Raw genomic sequence first — 17,573 nt, forward strand, 5'->3', positions numbered from 1 at the left:
AGTGGGCAGCACTCACCCACACGGCGCCGACGAGCGTCCGGACGCCGAGAATGTGGTGGCCTGCGGGGGTTTTCGGTGGTTGCTATGCCTTGTGCAGGTCGGTGCGGAACTGTCGAGCCAGCAGGACTGCGGTGGCTCCGAAGCCGGCGCACAGGCCGAGCCATACCCCGTATCCGTGCCAGTGCAGGGCGTAGGCGGCGACGAGCATGACCGGTATGCCGATGCCCCAATAGCCGATCAGGGTGATGCGCAGGCTGGAGGTGGTGTTGCCCAATCCGCGCAACAGGCCGACACAGATGTTCTGTGTGCCCTTGAGGTACTGGTGGGCGATCGCGAACCAGAGCAGGGTGGTCGCGGTGGCGACGACCTCGGCGCTGTCGTCGTCGTGCAGGAACGGGGCCAGCACGGCTCCGGGGATCAGGCAGTAGATCACGGCGATCACGGTCATGATCGCCACGGCGACCGTGAGCGCGCGACGTGCGATGTGGGCGGCCTCGGAGCGGTGACCGCGGCCGACACTGCGGCTGACCAGGATCGAAGAGCCCTGGGACAGACCGATATTGAGCTGATAGACGATATAGGCGAGTTGGTTGACGATATTGCCGGCGGCGAGCACGGCCGGGCCGAAGGCGCCCATCAACACAGTCGCGACCGAGGTGATCGCGGCCTCGTTGCCGTAGGTGAATGCGATGGGAGTGCCCATCGTCAGGATCGATCGCACCGTGGCCCGGTCGAGCGTCCACCAATCCGTGGCCAGCAGGCCCGCCAGTTGGGGATCGCGGCGAATCTGCCGATGGAACGCGACGAGGGTGAAGACCTGTACCAGTGTGGTGGCCACACCCACGCCGGTGGTACCGAGCTGGGGGAGACCGAGCCATCCGTAGATGAAGGCGGCGTTCAACGCCGCGTTGACGGCGATCGAGACCAGGGTGACGCGCAGCAGCGATCCCGGACGGCGCATGCCGACGGCGAACTGGCGCAACACATTGAGCCACAACATCGGTAGCAGGCCCGGAGCCAGGGCGATCATCATCGGCCGGGCGGCCTCGACGACCTCGTGGCGTTGCCCGAACCACTGTAGTGCGAAGCCAAGGCCGATCAGCAGCGCGGCGGCGCCGACGGCGACGATGGTCGCGACGAACAGTCCGGCGCGGACCAGATCACGAATCTCGTCGCGGGCTCGATCGTCGAGATCCTCGGTGCCGGTGCGGGCTTCACCCCGGCCGACGGCCCCGGCGATCTGATTGCCGAGTCCGGTGACCATGCCGACGCTCATCGTTCGCAGCTGGTTGTAGAGCAGGATGGCCATACCACCGGCGGCGATCGCGGTGACCCCGAGCAGCCCCATCATCGCCAGATCGACAGTGGTCAACGCGACTTGGGCGAGCTGGATTCCGGCGATCGGGGTGGCGATCGCGACGACGGGACGATAGTCGCGCAACCAGTCCGATTTCCCGGCGAGCAGGGTGGGCATCAGGCACCTGCCTTGCGGTAGAGGTCCGCTGCCGCGATTCCGACCGAATCGGCGTAGGCGTTGAGCAGACGGTGCAGGCGACGGTGGGCGGCCTCGTCGAGCAGGCGCCGATCGCGCAACCAGTCGTCGTCGTAGATACTGTCCAAATACTTCTCGCCGGCATCGCAGACCAGCACGACCATCGTGCTGCCCGCCGCGACGACGGCGAGGCGCCGCAGCGCCAGACTCACTGCGGCACCGGCTGTTCCGCCGATGAGCAGGCCGGTGCGGCGAGCGACGACCCGGGCGGCGGTGAAGGCGTCGACATCACCGACGGCAACACCTTCGTCGACACAGTCGTAGTCGACGTTGCTGCCCACCGTGAATCCTTCCGGGCTGCCGGCTCCGGTCTGCCAGTATCTGCTCCCGGGACCGCCGAAGATGATCGAACCGACGGGTTCGACTCCGATGGTGGTGACGGCGGCTCCGCGGCGACGCAGTTCTCGTGCTGTGCCGCACAGCGATCCGCCGGTGCCGACCGCGCCGACCAGATAGTCGATGCGGTCCAGGACATCGAGCAGCTCACCGGCGAGGTCGGTGTATCCGTCGCTGTTGGCGGGGTTGTTGTGCTGGTCGGGCCGGAAAGCTCCGGTGCGAGTGGCGATCTCGTCGGCGACCCGGCGCCTTTCGACTGTGCTCGGCGCGTCGCTGACGCCGGTGTCGACGACCACCAGTTCGGCGCCCATGGCGGCCATGGCCCGCACTTTGTCCCGGGCGGCGTGTGTGTCGACGACTGCGGTGAATCGGTATCCGCGTTCGAGGGCGATCAACGCCAGTCCGAGTCCGGTATTGCCGGAGGTGGGTTCGACGATGTGGCCGCCCGGCAGCAGGGCTCCGGTGCGTTCGGCCTCCAGGATCATCTGCCGCGCCATGCGGACCTTGCTCGAGCCGGTCGGGTTGAACTGCTCGAGCTTGAGCAGCAGCCGGGTTCCCGCCCCGGTGCGGGCGAGTTCCAGCAGGGGCGTGTCACCGACCAGAGCGGATGCGTGATCCGGGATCGCAGTGTCGGTGCGGCTGATCGTTGTCAGCATGGTGGCAGTTCCTTCGAGTCGCGGCGGGCATCAGTCGGCGTCCAGCGACCACGTGTGCCGGCCGTCGCGGGTGTGGATGCAGATCTTGGGCGGCAGCGGCAGCTGATGGAATCGGCTCTCGTTCTTGTCCATCTGATAGCCGGCCGTGTTGGGATAGATGATCAGATCGCCGTATCGCGGCGTCCGCGCGAAACCGATCTTGCGCCAGGTCAGCACGTCGTATTCCAGGCAGCTGGCCCCGGCGACGAACGCCGTCACCGATCGATCGCCGGACCGGGGTTCGACAGGCCACAGCAGCGGGTCGGGCAGAAATTCGCTGCCCTTCCATTGCTCGGAGACACTCATGCTCAGCCCGCCCACGGTGATCACGGCGTGATCGCCCCGCGGCTTGCAGCCCTGTACCGGGAACACGGTGAATCCGGCCTGGTCGAGCAACGCGCGCCCCGGCTCACACAGCAGTCGCGTGGAGGTCGCGGCGAAGCGCGGCCCGACTTCGTCGAGAATGGCGGTGAGCATCGCTGCTCCGGCCGGGGCCTGGTGGTAGGGGTAGAAGCGGCCGAATTGCTTCCCGGCGTGGAACCAGTCGTCGCGGTAGTCGTCCTGGAATCGCTGCCAGTCGGCGGAATCGACGTAGTCGCAAGCGAATCCGCCGCCGATATCGATGGCGGTGGCCGCCAGACCCCGCTCGCGGGCGGCCAGACAATGATCGATCAACCGGTCTGCCAGCTCGGCCCGCGGGTGTGGGAGGTAGCCGTCCAGGTGGAAGGAGAATCCGTCCATCGTGAGCGCATCCCGGACCTGTACGCAGCGGTCGATCGCCTGGTCGAGTTGTCGGGGGTCCAGGCCGAATCGGCTGTGCGGGCCGGTCGGTGGCAGCACCCGCAGCAGAATCCGCGCGCGAACACCCACGGCGACCAGTCGCTCCAGTTCGTCGAGGTCATCGATGGTGATGAGGCAATCGTGGCGAGCGGCCAGCCACAGCAGGTCGGTCGACTTCGCGGGACCGGTCACCACGATGTCGCGCCCGCGCACCCCATGGGCCAGCGCGTGCACCAGCTCCGGGGCGCTGGCGACATCGACGCCACCGTCGTGGCGGGCGCACTCGTCGAGCCAGGCGCCGGCCTTGTTCGCCTTCTTTCCGAAGTAGATTCGTCCATCCACACCGGCCGTGCGCAGCGCTGCCCGGAATGCGGTGAGGTTGGCCGCGAACCGATCCGGATCGATGACATGGAAGGGACCGCGGACCGAGGCCGCGATATCGCCGAGCAACACCGGGTCGGACTGGATGGTCACCGCCCACTGTGATTGCAGCGCGGGCAGGGCGGGCCCGAGTACCGGAGCTTTCACGTCCACAGTTCGACTCGCTGTCCTCGTCCCGCCGCGATGGCGCGAGTGGCGAAGGCGTGCGCCACGGGAATGTCGGTGATGATCATGCCGCTCGAGAACGCGAAGACGCGATCGCCGGCGCCTGTCCGCCCGGCAGCACGCCCGGCGAGGATGTCGGGAAGCACCGCATCGATGTGCACATCGGCGCCATTACCGGCCAATCGTGTTCCGGTGACGCCCAATTGGCCGATACTCGTGGTCACGGTGTAATCCGCACTGCGTAAGGCCCCGGAGGCGACACCTTTGCTGGCGACCGAGATCATCACCCCGCCGGGTGGCAGCCAGTGGGTTTCCACCAGCGGATGGGCCACCCGTCCCGAGGCCACGACCACGATGTCCGACTCGGCGACCGCGGCGGGCACATCACGCACCAATTCCAGCTCCCGATCCGGAAAGTGTTGCCGCAGAGCCCGTTGCGATGCGGCGATACCGCCGGCGTGCGTGCCGAATAGGCGCAGTGTCTGCAACTGCGGTAGCACGGTCAGCAGGTACGGCAGCGTGTTCACCCCTTGAACGCCGGTGCCGATCATCAACGCCGACCGCGCATCCGGGCGGGCGCAGGCGCGGGCGATCAGTGCCGTGGTCGCCGGTGTACGAGAGGCGCCCACCCGCTGGCAATCCATCAGCACGTAGGGGAGTCCGGTCGCGTCGTCGTACAAACTGATTGTCGTGTAGTACTTCTCGTTGGTCTGGCTGCCCTGCCGATACGACGTCTTGAAGCCCAGCTGCTCCAGGTGGGCGTCGTAGCCGAGCATCGAGTACGACACGGAATCTCGCCGCGCGTCGGGCAGCGGCATCATGAGTTTGGTCGGGCATCGGGACTCGCCTTGGGCCAGGGCGAGATAGCCGTCTTCGACGGCGCTGATCACGTCCCGCGGGGAAACGTCCACGTCCGCGAGATCGCTCCGGGTGAGGATATGCATGGGGATGCGGTCCAATCGTGATACTGGGAATCCGCTGAGAACCGGCGGTAATTCGGAGGCTAGCCTTACCTAAAACACCGACGCAAGGATTTAAGAAAAGACTTGGTCAGAGCAATTTTTCGGCTCGACCGACGGTCTTGACAGCTGTCGAGCGACGCGCTTAGCCTGCCAGAAAATGAGGGAAGGCTAACCGAATATGTTCAGGTATCTGTCACCACCACCGGCTGTCCCGCCCGGCTCGCCCGCATCGTCCAGGGGCCCGAGAAGACCCACTCTCGCCGCCGTGATGATCGCGACGATGCTCGTGCTGATCACCGGGTGCAGCGGCTCCGGCACACCGCCCACGTCCAGTGGGCACACAACGACCATCACCGATGTGCTGGGACGTACTGTCAGCGTCCGGCTTCCGGCTCAGCGGGTACTGCTGGGCGGTCAGCGGTTGATCTATACGACCGCCTTCCTCGACAAGGACGACCCCACGCGCTCGGTCGTGGGCTGGCCCGACGATCTGCTGCAGAACGATCAGGACTCCTACGACAAGTACCGGGCGCGCTTTCCGCAGATGGACAAGGTCACCACGACCGGCGAAGTCTCGGCCGGGTCGCTGTCGGCCGAGCAGGCCCTGCAGTTGCGGCCCGACGTATTCGTCGTCAGCGCGGCGAGTTTCGCAGCAGCTCAGGAAGCCGGAATCGTCGACAAGCTCGCCAAGGCCGGCATCCCGACGGTCGCGATCGACTACTTCGTCGACCCGGTGGCACATACGGTGCCCAGCGTCGGCATACTCGGCCAGATCTTCGGCCGCGAACATGAGGCCGAAGCATTCATCGACCACTACCGGTCGAAGGTCGCCATGGTGCACGATCGGCTGGCCGCCGCGGCCGCCAAGCCGACGCCGGCATTCCTGTGGCGCGCACCGGGCTACTACGACTGCTGCTCGACATTCGCGCGCAGCAACCTCGCCGCGCTGGTCACGGCGGCCGGAGGTGAGAACCTCGGTGACGAGCTCCTGTCCACCCCGCAGGGCACCCTGTCGCCGGAAACGATTCTCTCCCGCGATCCCGCCGTTGTCATAGCCACCGGAGCGAACTGGGCGCCGGGCAGAACCCCCGTGAAAGAAGGCGGTTTCGTTGCCCTCGGCTACCAGGAAAGCTCCGATGCCGCGAGTCGCCAGCTCGCATCGGTGGTCGCCCGGCAGGCCGGATTCGGCAACCTGTCCGCTGTACGCGATCACCGCACCTTCGCGCTGTGGCATCACTTCTACGACTCGCCCTACAACTACCTCGCGATCGAGTGGATGGCGAAATGGCTGCATCCGGAACTGTTCGCCGATATCGACCCCACCGCGGACCTGGCCGAATTGCACGACACGTTCCTGCCCATCGCAGCCGGGGGCACCTTCTGGACGGGGCTGCCGTGAGCACCGAAAACCTCTCCCGTACAGGGCAGTCGCTGTCTGCGCAGGCCTCGTATCGATCGCTGACCAAGCGACGGATACTGATCGTCACCGCCCTGCTGATCCTCGCCATCGCGGTCTTCTGCGGAGATGTCGCGATCGGCGGGGCCGCCATGCCGCTCGGTGATCTCGTCCGCGCCGCGGTCACCCCGTGGCAGGTCGCGCCCGTCGACCGTCAGATCGTCTGGGACATACGAATTCCCATGTCCGTCACCGCGATACTCGCCGGCGGCGCCCTGGCCGCGGCCGGTGCGGGCATGCAGACGATTCTCAACAATCCACTCGCCGAGCCTTACACCCTGGGAGTGTCCGCCGCGGCCGGCTTCGGTGCGGCACTGGCTGCCGTCACCGGCCTGACGACACTGCTTCCGCTGGGCAACGAACTCGGAATGGCCGGCAGCGCATGGCTGTTCGCCGTCATCGCCTGTCTGGTGATCCTCGGATTCAGCCGCCTGCGAGGAACCGGGGCCGAAACCATGATCCTGCTCGGGATCGCGATCGTGTTCCTGTTCAACGCGTTGCTGGCATTGATGCAATACGTCGCATCGGAGGTGCAACTGCAGCAGGTCGTCTTCTGGACTCTCGGATCTCTCGGCCGCGCGAGCTGGCCCCAGATCACCACACTGGCTGTGGTCACCGTCGTGTTGCTGCCTTTCTTCTATTGGCAGAGTTGGGCTTTGACCGCGATGCGCATGGGTGACGACCGCGCAGCGGCTCTCGGTGTTCCGGTGGACCGGCTGCGAACGGTGGCGATGCTGGGGGTGTCGCTGCTGGCCGCCACCGCGGTCTCCATCACCGGAACCATCGGCTTCATCGGACTCGTGGGGCCTCATATCGCCCGTATGCTCGTCGGCGAGGACCAGCGCTACTTCTTCACCGCCTCGATCCTCAGCGGCGCTGTCCTGCTCACCGGCGCCTCGATGATCTCCAAACTCGTCGTCCCCGGCGTCATCATCCCGGTCGGCATCATCACCTCGCTGGTCGGCGTTCCGGTATTCCTGCTCATCATCATGACTCGGCGACAGCGGACGTGGACATGACCATCACCATCGACAACCTCGGCTTCCGGCACGGCCGCACGCCGATCCTGCGCTCGATCACACTGCCGCCGATCGAACCCGGCGCGGTCAACGCTGTCGTCGGCCCGAACGGAGCCGGCAAATCCACCCTCCTTCGCTGTGTCGCCGGACTGCAGCGACACTCCGGCACCGTCACAGTCGACCGCGACCCGGGAGCCGCCCCCTCGCCCTCGGGGAAGGACGCGGTGCTGTATCTACCTCAGGACCCGCCCCCCGCGACCACGCTGACCGTATTCGAAAGCGTGCTGCTGGCCCACCAGCAGGGAGCGGGATTCCGAGTCGAGCGCACCACTGTCGACCTCGTCGCCGATGCCCTCGACGATGTCGGCCTCACGCCGGTGGCCGCACGGCCGATGACCCAATTGTCCGGCGGGCAAAGGCAACTGGTGAGCCTGGCGCAGGCGATGGTCCGCCGGCCGTCGATCCTGCTGCTGGACGAACCGACCAGCAACCTGGACCTGCACAACCAACTCGCAATGCTGGAACTCATCCGCGACTATGCCACCCAGCAACCCGCGGTCGTGCTCACCACCATCCACGACCTCACCCATGCGGCCCGATTCTGCGACCGAATAATCGTCTTGCACAATGGCGCGGTGCACACCACCGGCACACCCCGCGACGTCATCACGGAAGACATGCTGCGCGAGGTCTATCGCGTCAACGCGCGAATAGAATTCGACGACGACGACACTCTCGCACTGGCGGCAACCTCGGCATATCTCGCCCGCGACTGAGGTGGCGAATGTGCTGCGGGGTCCATTCCCTCTTTTCCGGAGCGCCAAACCACTTTCTCGATCAGCTTCTCATCGTTCTCTAACACACATTGTTCTACCGTTCTTCTCATGGACGCTTTTGGGGTTGTCGGCCATCCGACTCGCCGGCATATTCTCGAATTACTGGCATCCGGAGAACAGTGTTCGGGCACGATCACCCGTGCAATCAGCGAAGAACGCGGAATATCGGAAGCGGCGGTATCACAACATCTCAAAGCGCTACTCGACAACGGTCTTGCCAGCGTGCGCCCCGCCGGGATGAATCGGTTCTACACCGTGAACCCCGATGGGCTCCGCCGAATAATGGCGTGGATCACGCAATTCCCGCAACTCGATTCTCGCGAACCGCGCCCCGAGAACAAGGAGGCAGCAGCCGTCGAGGCCGTGCCCGCGCACCGCCGATTCCCACACCGGCACACAACCCGATCTTCCGGGCTGCACCCGTATACACGACGAGTCAATTGAGAGCGAAAGCGTCCGCACGGGTTCGCGAGACTGTCTCTGAAGTCAAGATCTTGGCAGGATCTTGGTGCTCACATTATTGATGCGGCCGCCGGTGGGATCGCCCGAGCACGCTGGGAAATAGCCGATGATTGTGCGCCTGCTTCTGGGTCTTCTTTCCAGGACCGGGATGAGGGCTGACGCCGTGGACACGGTCGGCGCGGGTGTCGCTTGCTGCGGGACGGGACCTTCGGGTGTGCGATGTAAAATTGATCCGGGTCGGCGGCTCGCGGGTTCGGCGATCGAAGGGTGGGATGCGGGAAGAGCGGCTTCACGAAGGAGCTGGGTATGCGCATCGTGGTGGATCTGAACAAATGTGTGGGGTACGCGCAGTGTGTGCCGCTGGCGCCGGATGTGTTGCGGCTGCTGGGTGACGAGGCGCTGGTCTACGACCCCAATCCTGATGAATCCCAACGTCGGCGTTTGGCCCGGGCGGCGGCGGCGTGTCCGGTTCAGGCGATCATCGTGGAAACCCTCACCCCTGGTGAGGGGGATACAGGGTGAGCACGGCGTCGTTGCTGTCCGAGCTGGTGGCAGCGTTTCGTGCGGAGGGTCGCATCGTGATCGTAGGGGCGTCGCTGGCGGGGCTGCGTGCAGCGGAAGCGTTGCGGGAGCGCGGTTTCCGCGGCCCACTCACCTTGATCGGGGATGAGCCGCACGAGCCTTATGATCGTCCGCCGCTGTCCAAGCAGGTCCTGCAAGGGTGGGTACGCGCCGATCACACCACGCTGCCACGGCTGCGGGCCGTGGAGGCCGACTGGCGGCTGGGGGTCGCCGCACACGGCCTGGACCGGGTGAACCGCCGAGTGCTACTCGCCGACGGGGACGTCGTCGGTTATGACCGGCTGCTGATAGCCACCGGGGTTCGGGCGCGGCCGTGGTTCAACCCGCGAGAAGCTGCGTTCGAGGGCGTTTTCACGCTGCGCACCTGCGATGACGCGGCGCGGTTGCAGGCCGCGCTGCACGCGGGGCCGCGGCGGGTGTTGATCGTCGGGTCGGGGTTCGTCGGGTCGGAGATGGCTTCGGTGTGCCGGGGCCTGGGTGTGCCGGTGACCGTCGCTGAACGTGCGGACGGGCCGCTGGTCGGCGCTTTGGGTGGGGTGATCGGGGACATCGCCGCGGACATGCAGCGTGCGGCGGGGGTCGATCTGCGGACCGGGGTCGCGGTGCAGGCGTTGGAGGCCGACGGCGACGGGCATGTGCGGCGGGCCCGGCTTTCGGATGGGACCACGCTCGATGTCGATGTCGTGGTCGCGTCACTGGGGTCGATCCGCAATGTCGAGTGGCTCGAGGGTGCGGGTCTGGCCGCCGGTTTCTGGGGGGTGGGGTGCGACGCGGGCTGTCGCGCGTTCGATATCAACGGTGTGGTGACCGACAACATCTTCGTTGCCGGTGACATCGCCCGGGCTCCGCACGTGCTCTACGAATACCAGTTCATCTCCATGGAGCATTGGGACAACGCGGTGTTCGGAGCGCAGGTGGCCGCGAACAACATGATCAGCCTGGAAACCGAGCGCTGCGCGCACCTTCCGCTGCCGATGTTCTGGTCGGCCCAGTTCGGCGTGAACATCAAGGGGGTGGGGGTGTGCTCCTTCGCGGATGAGATCGTGTTCACCCAGGGCTCGCCGGACCGGCGCCGTTTCGCTGCCGCGTACGGGCGGCGGGGACGCATCGTCGGTGCGGTGACGTTCGACCATGGCAAGTGGCTGGAGTACTACGCCGCGCTCATCGAACGGTCCGCGCCGTTCCCGCCGCCACCACCGGGCTACGACCGGCCTCCGGACGCGACACCGAGGCTGGCCCGCTTCCCGGATCCACGCGTGCCCACCGAGATCCCGAGCGTGGTGCTCACCGGCCACGACCCGACCTCACGGGGAGCCGAGTTCGGTCCACCGCGCTGACCGCCCCCGCCACCACACCGTTCGGATCGAGCCGGAAGCGAGGAGAGATCGAGGACAGATCGAGGAGGGATGATGAGTGCACAGACCACCTGGGCCGACGCGATGACCTACCGGCACCGGGCCGATCCGTACCCATTCTTCGCGCAGCTGCGCACAACCCCCGTGGTGCAGGTGGCTCAGGACCTGTATGTCGTCACCGGCTACCGGGAGGTGCTGGCGCTGGCGCACGACCCGCGGATCAGCTCCGATATCCGCCGCAGCCCGCTGGCAGCCCACGTGGCCGAGGACACCGATTCACCCGTGGGCCTCGAGGACCTGCGAGCGCACAGCGGCCGCGAACCCAGCATCATCGTGTCCGACCCGCCGGATCACGACCGGGCCCGTAGGCAGGTCCTGCGCCACTTCGGCCCGCCGCACTCGCCGGAGGTGATCCCGGGGATGGAACCCCACATCCTCGCGCTGGCCAACAAACTGCTCGACGCCCTGGAAGCCCGAAACGCAACCACGTTCGACGTCGTCGAGGACTACGCCTACCCCATTCCGGTGAGCGTGATCTGTGCGATCCTGGGAGTCCCTCTCGCGGACGAGCCCACCTTCCACACCTGGATCCATGACTTCCTCTCGGGCGTGGACCTCGGGCCCGACGCCACCACCGAGGAAGGAAAAGCCCGCACCGAAAAAAGCCGGGCCGCGGGCACCGCCCTACGCAGCTACCTCGCCGAGCTGATCGGGCAGTACTTGCACCAGCCCGCCGACGGCCTGCTGTCGAAACTGGTCAACGACACCGACGGCCCCGACGGGCCGATGTCACCGCGCCAAGCGGTATCCAACGCGCAGTTGCTGCTGGTCGCCGGCCACGACTCCACGGTCAACACCATCGCCAACTGCGTGATGACCTTGCTGCGCAACCCTGGCTCGTTCGAACTGCTGCAACACCACCCGGAGCTGATCCCTCGCGCGATCGAAGAAGTCCAGCGACTGCAATCGGCCGTGCAGTTCTTCCCCAGCCGCAGCGCCACCGACGACATCGAGATCGCAGACACCGTAATCCCGAAAGGCGCGGCCGTGCACCTGATATACAGCGCCGCCAACCGCGACCCCGCCCGCTTCGCCGACCCCGACCACTTCGACCCGCAACGCCCCGACAACGAACACCTCGGCTGGGGCAGCGGCATTCACACCTGCATAGGTGGTCCGCTGGCCCGGCTGGAAGTCAACCTCACACTCGAAACATTCCTGCACCGCGTACGTGCCCCCCGCCTCGCCGAGGATCCGCCACCCTATCGCCGCAGCCACATCTTCCGCGGCCCCCGACATCTGATGATCGACATCGACGGCATCGCCACCCGTGAGGTCCAGTGACGTCGTTGTCAGCGGCACCCCCGGCCAGCGGCACGACACCGACCGAACTGGCCGGTGCGGCTGCATGGAAGATCAACTGGCAGAGGTCATCCGAGCCCGGCGACCACACTCATCGGTGCACGGTAATGCCGCCCGATCGAGCAGCTTTCAGCTGCTCGCCGCGGTGAAGGCCGAGATGGGTGAAGTTCGACGCGCTGGATCAGCCGATAATCGAACATAGGTTCGATCATGCGGTAGATTGCCTCGGGTGAACGTACATTCGACTGCGCTTGCACCCGGTGTTCCGGCCCGGAGTTGGTCGGAACTCGCCGATGTCGACTTGCTGCGCACCCTCGTGGAAACCGAACGCCGCCGGCGTCGACTGGGTGCGGCCATGGTCGCGGCCGTCGCGGAGGCCGAGCGCCGCGGTCTCGCCGCCGACACCGGGTACCGGGACACGGCGGAGCTGTTGAGCGATCTGCTGCGGATCAGTGCCTCCGAGGCGCGTCGGCGAATCGGATGCGCCGCTCCGAGGGCCTTGTCACGTTCCAGAAAGGCGTGGAGGGCGGTGACGGCGGCAGGCTGAGCCGCGTGCCACTGTGCATGTGCGGCGACGGTGTCGCTCGTCGGTACAGTTGCCGGTCATGGGGCTGGTTTCGTGGTGGCGCATTCGGCGGATGAGCGACCCTGTTTCCGGGTCGTTGCGAGTCGAGATCTGTGCCCAGCCGGATACCGCGGTGGAATCGGCGTACTACTCGGCACGTGTCAGCGGAGTGGTGAACATCGATGGGGTGACGTCCCGGCCGGTGACATTCGACTGCACGGTGCCGGCCAAACGGTGTCCACGGTCGGGGCAGACCGTGCCTGTGATCGTGGATCGAACCGATCCGTGCCGGATCGTCATCGTCTGGAAGCGCGTCCCCATCAGACCGGAGCGGCGGAGCTGACTGGTGGTTGAGGCCGGCGCCTGGATTGATCTTTGTGACAGCCCGCGCCATCCGCTACGCCGGACCGACTGTCAGACGGCAAAGGCTCGTAGCGGGGTTGCTGTCGGCCGCGGCGGCCGACGACATGGCGGCTCTCGGTATCTCCATGAGCCGCGGAGTGGTCAATTGTATTACGGCACAGGGAGATACCGCGCTGCACTATGCCTACTTCGGCGGCGGTTTCGAACGTGCGGTGCCGATGTGATGCGCGGTAGGCGTGAACGCGACACGACCGCCACACAGGTCTTTCGAACCAGATCGAGTCGTAGGTGAAGTCTGCGCCCCTCATCAACCGCTCTACAGACTCCGCCCGATGATCAGCTTCATGATCTCGTTGGTGCCGCCGTAGATCTTCTGGATCCGCGCGTCGGTGAACACCCGCGAGATCGGATACTCCGCCATGTACCCGTATCCGCCGAACAGCTGCAGGCATTCGTCGGCGACCTTGCACTGTTGTTCGGTGAGCCACCATTTGGCCTTGGCGGCGGTGGGGATGTCGAGTTCGCCGCGCAGATGTCTGGCGACGCAGTCGTCGAGGAACGCCCAGCCGACCGAGGCGATCGTGTCGCATTCGGCGAGGGTGAACTGGGTGTTCTGGAAATTGAAGACGGGCTTGCCGAAAGCTTGGCGCTCCTTGGTGTAGGTGACGGTCATCTGGACCGTCTTCTCCACGGCCGCGGCGGCGGCCACGGCCAGGATCAGCCGTTCCTGGGGCAGCTGCTGCATGAGCTGAATGAAGCCGGCGCCCTCGGTGGTGCCCAGGAGATTCGTCTTCGGTACCCGCACCCCGTCGAAGAACAGCTCGCAGGTGTCCTGGCCGTGCTGGCCGACCTTCTCCAGGTTGCGCCCGCGCCGGAAGCCGTCCCGGTCGGTCTCCACCGCGATCAGTGAAACCGATTCCGCGCCTTTACCTTCCGATGTCTTGGCGGCGACGATCACCAGATCGGCGAGCAGGCCGTTGGAGATGAAGGTCTTGGCGCCGTCGATGACGTAGTGGTCGCCGTCGGCCACCGCGCGGGTGCGGATGCCCTGCAGGTCCGATCCGGTGCCCGGTTCGGTCATCGCGATGGCGCCGACGATCTCGCCGGAGGCCATCTTCGGCAGCCACGCCTGCTTCTGTTCCTCGGAGCCGTAGGCGTTGATGTAGTGGGCGACGATGGTCGAGTGCACCGGGTTGCCGAGGCTCGGTGCCATGGCGCGGGTCTGCTCGATCGCGATGACCGCCTCGTGGGCGAAGGTGCCGCCACCACCGCCGTACTCCTCGGGGATCGAGATGCACAGCAGGCCCAATTCCCCTGCGCGGTTCCAGATCTCGCGATCGACGTGGTGCTGACGGCACCAGCGATCCTCGTTCGGTGCGCATTCCTTCTCGAAGAAGCGACGCGCCAGATCGGTGAGGGCGTCGAGATCTTCGTCCATCCACGGGGACCGGTGCACCGGCACGGGGAACTCCTCTGTTCGAATACAGTGCTCCCCGCCGACGGTAGGGCTCGCGTGGATCGTCGCCAATGACCGCAGCGCTCGATGTTGTGACCGGATCGCTCAGTGCCCGGGCCCACGGTAGGAGCCGGGTGAGCTACCGGTCCAGCGCCGGAAAGCGCGGGAGAACGCACTCGGTTCGGAGAATCCCAGCCGTCGCGACAGTGCGGAGACGGTCTCGCCGCGGACCAGGGCGGCGACGGCGGTGTCGCGCAGGATCTGCTCGCGGATCAGGCTGGGAGAGGTGTGTTCGTCGCGAAGCTTGCGGCGCAGCGTGGCGGGACTGATGGCGAGTTCGGCGGCGATCCGGTCCACACCGGGCCGGTCCCGCGGACCGCCGCGTTCGAGAATGCGCCGCACCCGGGCCGCGGTCGACACCGAGTCGGGGCCGCGCGCGATCACGGCCTCGGGAGCGTTGCGCAGGAAGCGGAGCAGATCGTCCTCGTCGCGCACCAGCGGCATGGTCAGGGCGGCGGTGTCGAGCACCAGTGCCGGATGCGGAGACGAAAACCGTACCGGCGCACCGAAGATCAGCTCGTAGTCGTCCAGTTCGTTGGCGGGATAGGGGACCTCGACGCGCACCAGCGGCAGCGATCCGCCCACCGCCCAGTTCAGGAAGCGGTAGGCCACCATGAGAAGCGTGTCGATGATCAGGCCGTCCGGATGCCGGATCCCCCTGAGGTCGAACGAGATTCGCGTCTCGTGACCGTGCACCACGGTGGACAGTGGGGGAAATCCCGGTAATGCCTTCTGACACAGCCGGAACCGATGCAGAGCCGCGGCGATGTCGCGAGCACCCAGGAGTGCGAAGCAGACCAGGCGGAACGTGCCGCGTGGCATCGGCCGCCGTCCCAGGCCGAGCAGTTCGTCGTCGGTGCTGCGCCACAGCCGCTGCACCATGTGCACGGCCTGCCCGACCGTGACCCGCGCCCGGCCGTGGGTCAGCAGTTCCGGCGCGATGGCCGCCTCGGTGAGCAGTGCCTCGGTATCCCAGCCGCGTCGGCGGGCCAGCTCGACGATGGCGTGCACGCGCCCGATCGGCAGGGTGAAGTCGGTCGATGTCGCGGGCACGCAGCGACGCTATCAACGCCGGTGCGGCGGCGAATCCGGTGGCCGTGCCATCGACGCGACTACCATCGACATTCCCGCCCGTGGCGCGGTATCCGGTGCCGGAAGGAGCGCGATGAACGCCACCATGACTGCCTGGCAGGTCCGACGACCGGGCCCGATCGACCTCTCACCTCCGGTGCGCACCAGGATGCCGATTCCCGAGCCGGGCCCCGGCGAGGTGCTGGTCCGGGTTCTCGCATGCGGGGTGTGCCGCACCGATCTGCACGTCGCCGAGGGTGATCTGCCGGTACACCGGGCCGGGGTCGTGCCCGGTCACGAGGTCGTCGGTGAGGTGGTGTCGGCCGGGCCCGATGCCGGGGCGGTGGCCGTCGGCGACCGGGTCGGCATCGCCTGGCTGCGGACGACCTGCGGCCGGTGCGCGTACTGCCGCCGCGGTGCGGAGAATCTGTGCCCGGCATCCCGCTACACCGGTTGGGACGCCGACGGCGGATATGCCGAATATGCCACCGCGCCGGTCGATTATGTCTATCGGATGCCCGACGGCTACGCCGATGCCGAGCTGGCCCCGTTGCTGTGCGCGGGCATCATCGGATTCCGGGCGCTGCGGCGGTCGGCGCTCCCGCCCGGCGGACGGCTGGGGATCTACGGATTCGGGGGAAGCGCCCATCTGGCCGCCCAGGTCGCGCTGGCACAGGGCTGTGAGGTGCATGTGATGACGCGCGATCCTGCCGCGCGCGAGCTGGCGTCGGAACTCGGTGCGGCCTCCGCGCAGGGTGCCGCCGATCCGCCGCCGGTGCCGCTGGATTCGGCGATCCTGTTCGCGCCGGTGGGTGATCTGGTCCCACCGGCACTGGCGGCCCTGGACCGGGGTGGGGTATTGGCCGTCGCGGGTATCCATCTCACCGATGTCCCGCCGCTGAACTATCAGCGGCATCTGTTCCAGGAGCGCGAGATTCGCTCGGTCACCGCCAATACCCGTTCCGACGGCCGCGAATTCCTGGACTTCTGCGCGCGGCACCGGATGCAGGTCCGGATCACGCCGTATCCGCTCGAATCGGCCGACCGCGCCCTGTCGGATCTGTCGCACGGCAGGTTCGCCGGTGCGGCGGTGCTGTTGCCCGGCGGCCGGTGACCGCACGGACTCGGTATCATCGGAACTGTAACGCGTTCTAATTCATGACCGTGGTGCGGAACCGGGAGGATGCGGTGCCAGCAGAGAACGGGCGGATTGCGGGCCGTCGGACAGTGAGCGGGCCGGCCGCGTGGGGTGGATCCCGGGTCGCGGCCACAACCTCGGTGCCCGCGGGCCGGATGGTGGAGCTGCCCGGACGCGGCCGGACCTATCTCGTGGACATACCGGGACCCCAGGGCGCGCCCACGGTCGTGTTGTTGCACGGTCTGGTGACCACCGGGATGCTCAACTGGTTCCCGGCGCTGGCGGAACTGTCCGAGCGCTATCGGGTGGTGCTGTTCGACCAGCGCTGGCACGGGCACGGAATCCGCTCTCCCCGTTTCGATCTCGACGATCTCGCCGATGATGTGGCCGCGGTCGCCGAGGTGCTCGGGCTGGACCGTCCCCTGCTCGCCGGATATTCGATGGGCGGGATCGTCGCGCAGGCGACCACCCACCGGCATCCGGATCTGGCCGGTGGGCTGGTGTTGTGCGCCACCACCTATCGATTCCGGGAGAAGTGGCGCGAACGCGTCTTCCACACCGGGATGTCGCTGCTGGCCGGGGCGACGATCGATACGGCCGGGCGGCGAGTGGCCGCGGCGGGGCGGAAGCTGCCGGTTCTGCCCGAAATATCTTGGGAGACAGGCCGGATGGATCGTTGGGCGCTGGGGGAGTTGCGCACCGCCGGTGGCTGGGCGATGGCCCAGGCGATCGCCGAACTCGGGCGATTCGACTCGTCGGGATGGTTGCCGGATCTGAATCTGCCGACGGCGGTGGTGATCACGACCCACGACCGGGCGCTACCGGTGTACCGGCAACTGGAGATGGCGAAAATGATTGCGGGAGCGGAGATCTTCCTCGTACCGGCCGGACATGCGGCCTGTGTACTCGAGGCGGACGCCTTTGTCCCGGTGCTCCTCGAGGCCTGCGCGGACGTTGCCGCTCGGCGGGAGAACTGA

The 17,573-nt window shown here is 66.8% G+C and carries 16 protein-coding genes; 10 read left to right on the forward strand and 6 right to left on the reverse strand.

Going from position 1 to position 17,573, the window contains the following annotated elements:
• Positions 1–82: 82 nt before the first annotated feature.
• Genes AB0L57_RS20605 through AB0L57_RS20620 form a run of 4 tightly spaced genes read right to left on the reverse strand, consistent with a single transcriptional unit; the run spans position 83 to position 4,853 of the window.
• A complete protein-coding gene (locus tag AB0L57_RS20605) occupies positions 83–1,474 on the reverse strand; it encodes an MATE family efflux transporter (protein ID WP_364964440.1) in 1,392 nt (463 codons plus the stop codon).
• Positions 1,474–2,544, reverse strand: a complete 1,071-nt coding sequence (locus tag AB0L57_RS20610; RefSeq protein ID WP_364964443.1) for a cysteine synthase family protein — start codon at positions 2,542–2,544, stop codon at positions 1,474–1,476. Before AB0L57_RS20610 ends, AB0L57_RS20605 begins: the two co-directional genes overlap by 1 nt.
• A gap of 30 nt (positions 2,545–2,574) precedes the next feature.
• The gene (locus tag AB0L57_RS20615; RefSeq protein ID WP_364964445.1) at positions 2,575–3,897 is read right to left on the reverse strand and encodes an alanine racemase; all 1,323 of its coding nucleotides are present in this window, start codon (positions 3,895–3,897) and stop codon (positions 2,575–2,577) included.
• Positions 3,888–4,853 carry an ornithine cyclodeaminase gene (locus AB0L57_RS20620; RefSeq protein ID WP_364964447.1) on the reverse strand — a complete coding sequence of 322 codons (966 nt, stop codon included), beginning with the start codon at positions 4,851–4,853 and terminating at the stop codon, positions 3,888–3,890. Before AB0L57_RS20620 ends, AB0L57_RS20615 begins: the two co-directional genes overlap by 10 nt.
• A gap of 286 nt (positions 4,854–5,139) precedes the next feature.
• Between AB0L57_RS20620 and AB0L57_RS20625 the strand changes: the two genes are divergently transcribed.
• The 8 genes from AB0L57_RS20625 (at position 5,140) to AB0L57_RS20660 (ending at position 12,490) form a co-directional block, all read left to right on the forward strand.
• Entirely contained in the window at positions 5,140–6,270 is a 1,131-nt protein-coding gene (locus AB0L57_RS20625) for an ABC transporter substrate-binding protein (protein WP_364965033.1), read from the forward strand.
• A 32-nt stretch (positions 6,271–6,302) separates the two neighbouring features.
• On the forward strand, positions 6,303–7,346 hold the full coding sequence (locus AB0L57_RS20630; RefSeq protein WP_364965036.1) for an iron ABC transporter permease: 1,044 nt from the start codon (positions 6,303–6,305) through the stop codon (positions 7,344–7,346).
• Entirely contained in the window at positions 7,343–8,122 is a 780-nt protein-coding gene (locus tag AB0L57_RS20635) for an ABC transporter ATP-binding protein (protein WP_364964449.1), read from the forward strand. Before AB0L57_RS20630 ends, AB0L57_RS20635 begins: the two co-directional genes overlap by 4 nt.
• A gap of 108 nt (positions 8,123–8,230) precedes the next feature.
• Positions 8,231–8,626: a metalloregulator ArsR/SmtB family transcription factor gene (locus AB0L57_RS20640; protein WP_364964451.1), complete on the forward strand. Its 396-nt coding sequence runs from the start codon at positions 8,231–8,233 to the stop codon at positions 8,624–8,626.
• 324 nt (positions 8,627–8,950) lie between these two features.
• Complete coding sequence (locus AB0L57_RS20645; protein WP_364964453.1) at positions 8,951–9,166, forward strand: ferredoxin; 216 nt, start codon at positions 8,951–8,953, stop codon at positions 9,164–9,166.
• Positions 9,163–10,563: an FAD-dependent oxidoreductase gene (locus tag AB0L57_RS20650; protein WP_364964455.1), complete on the forward strand. Its 1,401-nt coding sequence runs from the start codon at positions 9,163–9,165 to the stop codon at positions 10,561–10,563. The genes AB0L57_RS20645 and AB0L57_RS20650 overlap by 4 nt, the downstream gene beginning before the upstream one ends.
• Before the next feature lie 72 nt (positions 10,564–10,635).
• Positions 10,636–11,925 carry a cytochrome P450 gene (locus tag AB0L57_RS20655; RefSeq protein ID WP_364964458.1) on the forward strand — a complete coding sequence of 430 codons (1,290 nt, stop codon included), beginning with the start codon at positions 10,636–10,638 and terminating at the stop codon, positions 11,923–11,925.
• A gap of 247 nt (positions 11,926–12,172) precedes the next feature.
• Positions 12,173–12,490, forward strand: coding sequence for a DUF222 domain-containing protein (locus AB0L57_RS20660; protein WP_364964460.1), 318 nt, complete (start codon positions 12,173–12,175; stop codon positions 12,488–12,490).
• A gap of 697 nt (positions 12,491–13,187) precedes the next feature.
• Here the strand turns inward: AB0L57_RS20660 and AB0L57_RS20665 are convergent.
• Positions 13,188–14,309 carry an acyl-CoA dehydrogenase family protein gene (locus AB0L57_RS20665; RefSeq protein ID WP_364965038.1) on the reverse strand — a complete coding sequence of 374 codons (1,122 nt, stop codon included), beginning with the start codon at positions 14,307–14,309 and terminating at the stop codon, positions 13,188–13,190.
• A gap of 123 nt (positions 14,310–14,432) precedes the next feature.
• Positions 14,433–15,440 carry an AraC family transcriptional regulator ligand-binding domain-containing protein gene (locus AB0L57_RS20670; RefSeq protein ID WP_364964463.1) on the reverse strand — a complete coding sequence of 336 codons (1,008 nt, stop codon included), beginning with the start codon at positions 15,438–15,440 and terminating at the stop codon, positions 14,433–14,435.
• Positions 15,441–15,564: 124 nt separating this feature from the next.
• On the opposite strand from AB0L57_RS20670, the gene AB0L57_RS20675 reads away from it, so the two are divergent.
• Positions 15,565–16,572 carry a zinc-binding alcohol dehydrogenase family protein gene (locus tag AB0L57_RS20675; protein ID WP_364965041.1) on the forward strand — a complete coding sequence of 336 codons (1,008 nt, stop codon included), beginning with the start codon at positions 15,565–15,567 and terminating at the stop codon, positions 16,570–16,572.
• 113 nt (positions 16,573–16,685) lie between these two features.
• A complete protein-coding gene (locus AB0L57_RS20680) occupies positions 16,686–17,573 on the forward strand; it encodes an alpha/beta hydrolase (RefSeq protein WP_364964466.1) in 888 nt (295 codons plus the stop codon).

This window comes from Nocardia sp. NPDC052254 (genome assembly GCF_040679495.1).
Taxonomy (GTDB): domain Bacteria; phylum Actinomycetota; class Actinomycetes; order Mycobacteriales; family Mycobacteriaceae; genus Nocardia.